Below are 9,355 nucleotides of genomic sequence, written 5' to 3' on the forward strand. Positions count from 1 at the left end.
CCGATGCGCGCGCCTTGCGCACGCTTGATCGGGCGCCTGACGAAACGACCTGACTTCGTCGCGGCGGCCTCCGGCCGCCGCTTTCATACTGAGCGGATGACCGTTCAAGGCCGTCCGCGCGACGATTTGGGTCTTGGCCTGCGTTTCGGCCTTACAGTGACGAAGCGTGTCGGCCACGCGACGGAGCGCAACCGCATCAAGCGCCGGCTCCGAACCGTCTGCCAGAAGGCGGGCGAAGACTATTCGAGCGTCAACATGGACGTCGTGATTATTGGACGGCGCGACATCCTGACCGCTGACTATGACGTGCTCATCGACGATCTTAGGCGCGCTCTTCGGACCGTGACCAAACCGAAAGGCACCCGGCCTTCCGATCGTCCTTCATCCCCACCTCCCGCCAACGGCGAGCGTCGCGGACATACCCATGCGTGAAGATAGCAAAAACCTCATCGTCGCCATCGCACTGTCAGTGGCGATCCTGATCGGCTGGCAATATTTCTACGCGGCTCCGCAGTCGGAGAAACAGCGCCTCGCTGCCCAGAATACGGCGCAGCAATCCACGCAAGTCACCCCGAACGCGTCGACGCCCGGCCAGGCAACGGCCCCGGCCGCTCCCGGCGCGGTCCCGAGCTCCTCGGCTCCCCAAGTCGTCGAAACCCGCGAGGCCGCGCTTGCCCGCTCCCCGCGTGTCGCCATCGACACTCCCGCCATCGCGGGCTCGATCAACCTGCGCGGCGGCCGTATCGACGATGTGGCTTTGAAGCATTATCGCGAGACGGTCGATCCGAAGAGCCCGAACATCATCCTGTTCTCGCCCTCCGGCAGCCCGAACCCTTATTATGCCGATTTCGGCTGGGTCGGCGCACAGCCGAGCGCTCTGCCGACCGCCGATACCGTCTGGACGGCTGACCGGACGACCCTGACCCCGTCGACCCCGGTGACCTTGAGCTGGGACAACGGCCAGGGCCTGATCTTCCGTCGCACGATCGCCGTGGATGAGAAATCCATGTTCACGGTGAAGAACGCGGTCGAGAACAAGGGCGCTGCACCCGTCACGCTGAATGCTTACGGTCTCGTGTCCCGCCACGGCAAGCCGGCGACCCTCGGCTACTATGTGCTGCACGAGGGCATGATCGGCGTTCTTGGCGACAAGGGCCTGCAGGAAATCACCTACACCAACCTCGACAAGGAAGGCGCCCTGCCCGGCCAGAACACGGTCGGCAAGACATGGGACGGTGTGACCGGCGGCTTCGTCGGCATCACCGACAAGTACTGGGCCGCTGCGGTCATTCCCGATCAGTCTCAGGCCTTCCAGGGTTCCTTCACCTCCCGGCTGGACGCGAACAACCACGTCTATCAGGCCAATATGCTGGGCGGGAGCCAGACACTTCAGCCCGGCGGCACGACGGAAGCGACGCAGCGCCTGTTCGCAGGCGCGAAGGAAGTGGCGGTCGTCGACGGCTATCACAGCTCCCTTGGCATCAAGAACTTCGATCTCCTGATCGATTGGGGCTGGTTCTACTTCATCACCAAGCCGCTCTTTAAGGTGCTCGACTTCTTCTACAAGCTCTTCGGCAATTTCGGCGTCGCGATCCTGCTCGTGACGGTGATCCTGAAAGCCATCTTCTTCCCGCTCGCCAGCAAATCCTATGCTTCGATGGCGAAGATGAAGGCGGTTCAGCCGGAAATGGCGTCGATCCGCGAGCGCTACGCCGACGACAAGATGAAGCAGCAGCAGGCGCTGATGGAGCTTTACAAGAAGGAGAAGATCAATCCGGTGGCCGGCTGCTGGCCGGTGCTGATCCAGATCCCGGTCTTCTTCGCGCTCTATAAGGTGCTCTTCGTCACCATCGAAATGCGCCATGCGCCGTTCTTCGGCTGGATCCGCGACCTTGCCGCGCCCGATCCGACCTCGCTCTTCAACCTGTTCGGCCTGATCCCCTACGATCCGGGTTCGGTTCCGATGATCGGCCACTTCCTGATGCTCGGCGCCTGGCCGCTGATCATGGGCGTCACCATGTGGCTGCAGATGAAGATGAATCCGGAGCCGCCGGATCCGGTCCAGAAGCAGGTCTTCGCCTGGATGCCGGTGATCTTCACCTTCATGCTCGGCTCGTTCCCGGCTGGTCTCGTGATCTACTGGGCCTGGAACAACCTGCTCTCCGTGACGCAGCAAGGCTTCATCATGAAGCGGAACGGCGTGAAGATCGAACTCTTCGACAACTTGCGCAAAACTTTCGCCAGGAAGAGCCCCGCCAAGGGCTGATCCGGCGACAAGCTGCTCCAATCATCCCCGGGCCTGTCCCGGGGATTTTTTTGGTCGGTACATATGAGTTCGGAGATGATGATAATGCCCAGCCCCGATCCTCGGACTCCGCATCCGATGCCAGGCCACCCTCGTGTCGGATTTCTCAAAGGACTCGTGAACCGGCCGAATATCGAGATCGGCGACTTCACCTATTATGACGATCCGCGCGGCCCGGAGGGTTTCGTCGAGCGATGCGTGCTGCATCATTTCGATTTCATCGGCGACAAGCTTGTCATTGGAAAATTCTGCGCGATCGCGACGGGCGTGACATTCATCATGAATGGCGCCAATCACGCCATGACGGGATTCTCGACTTATCCCTTCAACATCTTCGGTCACGGCTGGGAGGAAGGGTTCGATTGGGGCACGATCAAAGCTGGCTTCAAGGGTGACACGATCATCGGCAACGATGTCTGGATCGGTCACGAGGCCACAATCATGCCGGGAGTCAAAATCGGCGACGGAGCAATTATTGCGGCAAAGTCGGTCGTGACGGCGGACGTGCCGCCTTACGCTATTGTCGGCGGCAATCCGGCAAAGGTCTTGCGCCAACGCTTTTCCGACGATGTCATCGCTGAGCTACTCACATTGCGCTGGTGGGATTGGAGCGTTGACAAGATCACGCGCAACCTCAACGCGATCCGCGGGGCGGACCTCGCCGCTCTGAAAAACACCGCCTGACCCACGCGTTGCGGAGATCAAGGTCCGCCCTATATCGACCGCATGGCGGTGATCGCGACGGGCTCTGGATGGGCGCAGCTCGACTGAAAAAGAAAAAGCCGGCCACACGCTTGGCGGGCAAGTCGCGCGAGGTCGAGCTGAAGCTCGAGCTTGATTCCGATGGGATGTCGTTACTTCTCGGCCACCCCGTCTTCGCGCAGGCCCGTCCGTTGGCCGAGCGCGGCGGATCTCTGCATGCGGTCTACTATGACACCGACGAGTTCGCCCTGCGCCGCGCGGGGCTGTCCGTTCGGGTCCGTCGGCAGAACGGGCATTACACGCAGACCATCAAAGCCGAGCGAAAACACCGAAGTCTCGCCCTCGATCGGTCGGAATGGGAATGCGCCGTCGATGGCGAACTCGACGTTGCGGCGGCGGCGGACACGCCTCTCGCGCCTTTCGTCTCCGGCACATCCGCCAGCGAAAAGGTCCATCCTGTCTTCACGGTCGACACCGATCGCAAGGCCTACGAGGTGGAACGCAATGGCACGACCATGGAACTTGCTCTTGACCGGGTGAAGGTTGTGGCAGGCCACCGCTCCGTGCGCTTCTGCGAGGTGGAGCTCGAACTGAAGAAGGGGGACGCCTCCGCCCTCTTCGCGGTCGCGCGCGATCTCTCGGAGGCTGCGCCATTGAGGCTGACACCGGTCACGAAATCGGAACGCGGCTACGCGCTTCTCGATGGGATCGCCGCCAAGCCGGTCTCTGCCGACGAGATCGATCTCCCGCCGAAGACGTCCTGCGCCGAGTCCTTCCAGATCATCGCGCGCTCATGCCTGTCTCAAGTGGTGCGCAACGAAGCCCTCCTGCGCCGACATCAGGACCCGGAAATCCTGCACCAGATGCGCGTGGGCTTGCGCCGCCTCAACGCCGCGAACTCGCTCTTCAAGTCCATGCTCTCAAGCCGCGAGAGCCGCGCCGTCAAAGCCGATCTCCGCTGGGCGGGAAAACAGCTTGGCGCGGTTCGCGATCTTGATGTCTTCCTCGGCGAACTGCGCAAATCGACGCTTTCGGCACCGAACGATGTCTGGCTGGAGGAGGCCGAGCGTCGGCGTTCAGAGGCTTACGAGGTCCTGTTGAAGACGCTCGAAAAGCCACGCTTCACCGCCGCGATCCTGCACACGGCCGCCTGGATCGAATCCGGCAAATGGCTCACCCGCAAGAAATGCGCCATCCGGGTAGCGCGCCGCCTGACGGTCGAGGAATTGGCCGGGCTGGAGCTGTCGCGGCACTGGAAACGGATCCGCAAGAGCGCGAAACGCATTGCCGAGCTTGATTTCGACGAAAGGCACCGGCTGCGAATGCGCATCAAGAAGCTCCGTTATGGGGCCGAGTTCTTCGCTTCCTCGTTCGCCGATGGCCCCGCCAAGAAACGCCGTCGCTCCTTGCTCGCCATCCTGCGGCGACTGCAAGATCTGTTGGGCGACATGAACGATATCGTGGTCGGCGAAGCCTTGGTGCTGACTCGAGGACAGCAGAAGCCCGCCCGAGCGGAGCGGCGCCTGAAAAAACTCCACAGCGACGCCGAGGCCGCCTGTGGCAAGCTCCTGGAAGCAGAACCGTTCTGGCTAAGCCGCGAATAGGGGCGCTTCCCCGGGAAAGGTGCGGCTTGACGCCTTGAAGAACGGCCTGCGAGCGTCGATAAGGGTCTCATGACCGAAATGGCACCTGAAACCGATCCCTTCCTCGAAACCGGCCGCAAGCTCTTTGCGGGCGCGGCGGACTTCATCTGGGCCGCGACCTCCCTGAAGAACCTGCCCCCCATGGACAAGGTCGAAATCGCCTTCGCCGGGCGCTCCAACGTGGGCAAGTCCAGCCTCGTGAACGCGCTGACCGGGCGTAACACCCTGGCGCGCACCTCCCATACGCCTGGCCGGACGCAGCAGCTCAATTTCTTCGACATCGGCGGGCATTTCCATCTCGTCGACATGCCCGGCTACGGCTATGCCGCGGTGGAAAAGCAGAAGGTCCAGGCCTGGACCAAGCTCATCCATGATTACCTGCGCGGCCGTGCCAGCCTCGCCCGCGTCTATGTGCTGATCGACTCCCGGCACGGCATCAAGCCCTTGGACGCCGCAGTGCTGGACGGCCTCGATCAGGCCGCCGTTTCCTACCAGATCGTCCTGACGAAGGGGGATGAACTGAAGGAGGGTGAGATCGAGAAGTGCATCGCCGATACGGCGCAAAAGATCGCCAAGCGGGCCGCCGCCTTCCCAGAGATCATGCCGACATCGAGCCGGTCGGGTTCCGGGATTCCCGAATTGCGCGCGGGTATCGCAAAGCTCCTCCATGAAAGGGGCGCTGCATGATCCTGCCTGACCGGATCCTCATGGCGCTTGCGGCGCTCGCCGGCCTCACCGGCGTCGCCTTGTCGGCGGCTGCAGCCCATGTCACCGGGGGAGGCAGCCTCACGATCGCGGCCCAATTCCTTCTGTTTCATGCCCCGGCCCTCCTGGCGCTGATCGCCCTCGTCGCGAGCGGGGCCATCAACGCCAAGCTGGCACGGCTGGCGGGCTATGTTCTCGTGCTCGGCCTCGCGCTGTTCTGCGGCGACCTCGCGCGCCGGGCCTTGGCGGGCGTTGCGCTCGCTCCCATGGCCGCCCCGACCGGCGGCGTGCTGCTTATGATCGGCTGGTTCCTGGCGGGCGCATCCTGCTTTGTTCGCAGCCGAGGCTGAACTCCCTGTTTTCTTGGCGGCGCGCCTGGGCTAGAAGGCTCGCCGTTCCATTCCACCCGAGCCGGAGCCCTTCATGTCCGATCCGTCCACGCCCGATCAGCTCCCCAACGTGCATGTGCGCGCGGAGGTCCTGGTTCAGGCTCTGCCCCACATGCAGCGTTATGATCAGCAGGTCGTGGTCATCAAGTATGGCGGCCATGCCATGGGCGACCGCGCGGCGGCCGAGGATTTCGCCGAGGACGTGGTCCTGCTCGAGCAATCGGGCATCAAGCCCATCGTCGTCCATGGCGGCGGGCCGCAGATCGGCAAGATGCTGGAGAAGCTCGGCATTCAATCGGAGTTCAAAGGCGGACTTCGCGTGACCGATGCCGCAACCGTCGAGATCGTCGAGATGGTGCTCGCGGGTTCCATCAACAAGCAGATCGTCGGCTGGATCGGGGCGGAAGGCGGCAAGGCCGTCGGCCTGTGCGGCAAGGACGGCAACATGGTCACCGCCCGCAAGGTGACCCGCACCACCGTCGATCCTGATTCGAACATCGAGAAGATCATCGACCTCGGCTTCGTCGGGGAGCCCGAGCATGTGAACCGCGCCGTTCTCGACCAGGTTTTGAGCGCCGAGCTGATCCCGGTTCTCGCGCCCGTCGCGATCGGCCAGGACGGCCATACCTACAACGTCAACGCGGACACCTTCGCGGGAGCGATCGCCGGCGCCATGGCGGCAAAGCGCCTCCTGCTTCTGACCGACGTTCCGGGCGTGCTCGACAAGAACAAGAACCTCATTCCGGAAATGACCATCGACGATTGCCGCCGCCTCATCGCGGACGGCACCATCACCGACGGCATGATCCCGAAAATCGAGACCTGCATCTACGCCATGGAGCGAGGCGTCGAAGCAGTCGTCATTCTGGACGGCAAGGTGCCCCATGCGGTGCTGCTGGAGCTGTTCACCGATCACGGCGCCGGCACGCTGATCACACGAGGCTGAGCCCTTTTCCGCGGGCCCAACCGTCCTTATATTGTTTTCAATGGGGCCATCCGGCCCCATTGTTGTCTGTAGAGTGATATGAAAGCCGTTCCACCCGCCTCAGCCACCCTGATCTCCGCCGAGCAACGAAGCTTTGCTCACGTCGATACCTGGGTCTTCGACCTCGACAATACGCTCTATCCGCACAGCTCGCGGATCTGGCCTCAGATCGATGAACGGATCACGCTCTACATCGCCGATCTTTTCGGCCTCGACGGCCTATCAGCAAGAGCGCTGCAGAAATATTTCTACCACAAATATGGCACGACGCTGCGCGCGCTCATCAATGAGCACAACATCGATCCCCACCACTTCCTCGACTTCGCGCACGACATCGATCACGCCGATCTCGAGTTGAACATCGGTCTCGGCACCGCCATCGAACACCTTCCCGGCCGCAAGCTGATCCTGACCAACGGCTCCCGCAAGCACGCGGAGAACGTGGCCAGGAAACTCGGAATCCTCGATCATTTCGAGGATGTGTTCGACATCGCCGATGCCAATTTCGTCCCGAAGCCCGAAAGGCGGGCTTACGAGAGCTTCCTCGAGAAGCACATCGTCGATCCGTCGCGCTCGGCGATGTTCGAGGATATCGCGAAGAACCTGATCGTTCCGCGTGAGCTTGGCATGATGACGACGCTGGTCGTACCGAAAACCGTCGATCCCTTCCGCGAGGCCTTCGAGCAGGAGGCCGTGAAGACTCCCCACATTGATTATGTGACCGACGACCTCGCGGTTTTCCTGCAATCCTGCCTGCCGCTGAAACCTTGAGGTCCCGCCTTACGGGGCTTTCGGCTCTTGCCGGATCATCCCGTATTTGTCGTGGAGCTTCATGATGCCCGTCAGCGTCTTGTCATAATCGTGGACCCGATCGGCCTTTTGCGCCGACAGCTCCAGAACTTCCTTGAAAAACGAGCCGAAGCCGCCGGGCGTATAGGCAAACAGAATGCGCGCCGGCACGGGATCGGGATTCCACCAGCGGAAATAGACGCCGCGCGGAACGAACAGCGATCCGCCCGGCTTCAGTTCCTTCGTCTCGCCATCAAGCTGAAAGACGAGCCGTCCCTCGATCAGGTACCCCATCCAGTCTTCGCGCGTATGGGTATGCGCCAGGGGTGGCGACTGGAAATTGGGCGACACCATGCGCTCGATCAAATCGAGGCGCCCGTTCGTCTCCGCGCTGGTGAGCGCGAATCGAATCTCCTCCGCGCCAACCTTGATCGTCTCGCCTTCGCCATGCTGGCGAAGGACCGCATCGAGAGCTGCCATGATAACCCAATCAAATATGCATGTTTTTATAACGTATCATTCTCGCCGCGAGAATCAAATTTTGCTCCCCGAGGCGAGAAGACACCTCGCCTGAGGAGATACCTTGCGGCATCGGGGCAGGGAATAAAGCCTTTCCCTCGCGAGATCGTTGCGTTTCCTTCGAGTTATTGATATAAAATATCATATCAATTCGTGGGATTTCGCAATGCCTATATATAACCCGGCGACAAAGACCTATGTCTTCTCAACGATAGACGATGATATTTTTGACTTAAGTGTTTATGCGCTTACCGAGGCCCGCAATGTTTTAGGGAACGCAAGCGATAACACGATCATCGGCGATGATTTTAACAACGTCATTGACGGTGGCGACGGCAACGATTTCCTCAACGGAGGCCTGGGGCAGGACACACTTATTGGCGGCCTAGGCAATGACTATTATGTCATCGACGAAAACGACGAGCTTGTTGAGAACGCCGACGAAGGCATCGATACGGTCCAAGCTTCGTTCACGTATACTCTGCTGAAAAATTTCGAAAACCTTGTCTTGACTGGGGTCGGCGACATCAGCGGCACCGGCAATAGCGCCAACAATGTGCTGACGGGGAACGCGGGAAACAACACGCTCGACGGCGGCTTGGGAAACGATACGCTGGATGGCGGCAGCGGCGGTATTGATAAGCTCATCGGTGGCGCCGGAAATGACGTCTACAAAGTTCGCGATACACTCGATGAACTCGTCGAGAACCCTAATGAGGGCATCGACACGGTCATTGCCTTTGTATCCTATACCCTAAAGACCAACTTCGAGAATCTCACGCTGTCCGGCAGCGCGGACATCAATGGGAAAGGAAACGACGCGGACAATGAACTTATCGGCAACGCCGGACGAAACCAGCTTGAGGGCGGAAACGGCAACGACACGCTGAATGGGGGCGCCGGAGCCGATACGCTCGTCGGCGGCCAGGGCGACGACGTCTATTTCGTCGACAACATCGGCGACACGATCGTCGAAGCGGCGAACGAGGGCTATGACATTGTCCACGCCTCTGTCGATTTCCGGCTCGCTGACAATTTGGAAGCGCTCGTTCTGGAGGGGCAAGAGGCCACGACAGGAATCGGCAATAATCTCGATAACACGCTCACAGGTAACTTCGGAAACAACACCCTTATCGGCGGCGGCGGGAACGATTATCTGGACGGACGAAGTGGCGCTGATCGCATGATCGGCGGTGCAGGCGATGACACTTACATCGTCGACAACATTGGCGACACGATCGTCGAAGCGGCGAACGAGGGCTATGACATTGTCCACGCCTCTGTCGATTTCCGGCTCGCTGACAATTTGGAAGCGCTC

The 9,355-nt window shown here is 60.9% G+C and carries 10 protein-coding genes; 9 read left to right on the forward strand and 1 reads right to left on the reverse strand.

Features of this window, described 5'->3' with window-relative positions; all coding sequences use genetic code 11:
* Positions 1-3 precede the first annotated feature (3 nt).
* From rnpA to I2H38_RS14105, 8 genes are all read left to right on the forward strand, one after another.
* Positions 4-432, forward strand: coding sequence for a ribonuclease P protein component (gene rnpA, locus I2H38_RS14070; RefSeq protein ID WP_196272481.1), 429 nt, complete (start codon positions 4-6; stop codon positions 430-432).
* Positions 425-2,266: a membrane protein insertase YidC gene (yidC, locus tag I2H38_RS14075; protein ID WP_196272482.1), complete on the forward strand. Its 1,842-nt coding sequence runs from the start codon at positions 425-427 to the stop codon at positions 2,264-2,266. The genes rnpA and yidC overlap by 8 nt, the downstream gene beginning before the upstream one ends.
* A gap of 84 nt (positions 2,267-2,350) precedes the next feature.
* Positions 2,351-2,989, forward strand: a complete 639-nt coding sequence (locus I2H38_RS14080; RefSeq protein ID WP_196272507.1) for a CatB-related O-acetyltransferase — start codon at positions 2,351-2,353, stop codon at positions 2,987-2,989.
* 68 nt (positions 2,990-3,057) lie between these two features.
* Positions 3,058-4,611 carry a CYTH and CHAD domain-containing protein gene (locus tag I2H38_RS14085; RefSeq protein ID WP_196272483.1) on the forward strand — a complete coding sequence of 518 codons (1,554 nt, stop codon included), beginning with the start codon at positions 3,058-3,060 and terminating at the stop codon, positions 4,609-4,611.
* 69 nt (positions 4,612-4,680) lie between these two features.
* Entirely contained in the window at positions 4,681-5,337 is a 657-nt protein-coding gene (gene yihA / locus I2H38_RS14090) for a ribosome biogenesis GTP-binding protein YihA/YsxC (RefSeq protein WP_196272484.1), read from the forward strand.
* Positions 5,334-5,705: a DUF423 domain-containing protein gene (locus I2H38_RS14095; protein ID WP_196272485.1), complete on the forward strand. Its 372-nt coding sequence runs from the start codon at positions 5,334-5,336 to the stop codon at positions 5,703-5,705. Before yihA ends, I2H38_RS14095 begins: the two co-directional genes overlap by 4 nt.
* Before the next feature lie 73 nt (positions 5,706-5,778).
* Positions 5,779-6,690: an acetylglutamate kinase gene (argB, locus tag I2H38_RS14100; RefSeq protein ID WP_196272486.1), complete on the forward strand. Its 912-nt coding sequence runs from the start codon at positions 5,779-5,781 to the stop codon at positions 6,688-6,690.
* 78 nt (positions 6,691-6,768) lie between these two features.
* Positions 6,769-7,500, forward strand: coding sequence for a pyrimidine 5'-nucleotidase (locus I2H38_RS14105; protein ID WP_196272487.1), 732 nt, complete (start codon positions 6,769-6,771; stop codon positions 7,498-7,500).
* Positions 7,501-7,509: 9 nt separating this feature from the next.
* On the opposite strand, the gene I2H38_RS14110 is transcribed toward I2H38_RS14105, so the two are convergent.
* Positions 7,510-7,998 carry a cupin domain-containing protein gene (locus I2H38_RS14110; protein WP_196272488.1) on the reverse strand — a complete coding sequence of 163 codons (489 nt, stop codon included), beginning with the start codon at positions 7,996-7,998 and terminating at the stop codon, positions 7,510-7,512.
* Between the two features lie 148 nt (positions 7,999-8,146).
* Between I2H38_RS14110 and I2H38_RS14115 the strand changes: the two genes are divergently transcribed.
* A partial coding sequence (locus I2H38_RS14115; protein ID WP_196272489.1) for a calcium-binding protein occupies positions 8,147-9,355 on the forward strand: 1,209 nt, incomplete at its 3' end.

This window comes from Microvirga alba, assembly GCF_015694465.1.
In the GTDB taxonomy this organism is placed as follows: Bacteria; Pseudomonadota; Alphaproteobacteria; order Rhizobiales; family Beijerinckiaceae; genus Microvirga; species Microvirga alba.

What these genes read in the sequence shown, in the direction of transcription:
- rnpA (WP_196272481.1), top strand. Translation starts at nt 4, where the DNA reads ATGCGCGCGCCTTGCGCACGCTTGATCGGGCGCCTGACGAAACGACCT.
- yidC (WP_196272482.1), top strand. Translation starts at nt 425, where the DNA reads ATGCGTGAAGATAGCAAAAACCTCATCGTCGCCATCGCACTGTCAGTG.
- I2H38_RS14080 (WP_196272507.1), top strand. Translation starts at nt 2,351, where the DNA reads ATGCCCAGCCCCGATCCTCGGACTCCGCATCCGATGCCAGGCCACCCT.
- I2H38_RS14085 (WP_196272483.1), top strand. Translation starts at nt 3,058, where the DNA reads ATGGGCGCAGCTCGACTGAAAAAGAAAAAGCCGGCCACACGCTTGGCG.
- yihA (WP_196272484.1), top strand. Translation starts at nt 4,681, where the DNA reads ATGACCGAAATGGCACCTGAAACCGATCCCTTCCTCGAAACCGGCCGC.
- I2H38_RS14095 (WP_196272485.1), top strand. Translation starts at nt 5,334, where the DNA reads ATGATCCTGCCTGACCGGATCCTCATGGCGCTTGCGGCGCTCGCCGGC.
- argB (WP_196272486.1), top strand. Translation starts at nt 5,779, where the DNA reads ATGTCCGATCCGTCCACGCCCGATCAGCTCCCCAACGTGCATGTGCGC.
- I2H38_RS14105 (WP_196272487.1), top strand. Translation starts at nt 6,769, where the DNA reads ATGAAAGCCGTTCCACCCGCCTCAGCCACCCTGATCTCCGCCGAGCAA.
- I2H38_RS14110 (WP_196272488.1), bottom strand. Translation starts at nt 7,998, where the DNA reads ATGGCAGCTCTCGATGCGGTCCTTCGCCAGCATGGCGAAGGCGAGACG.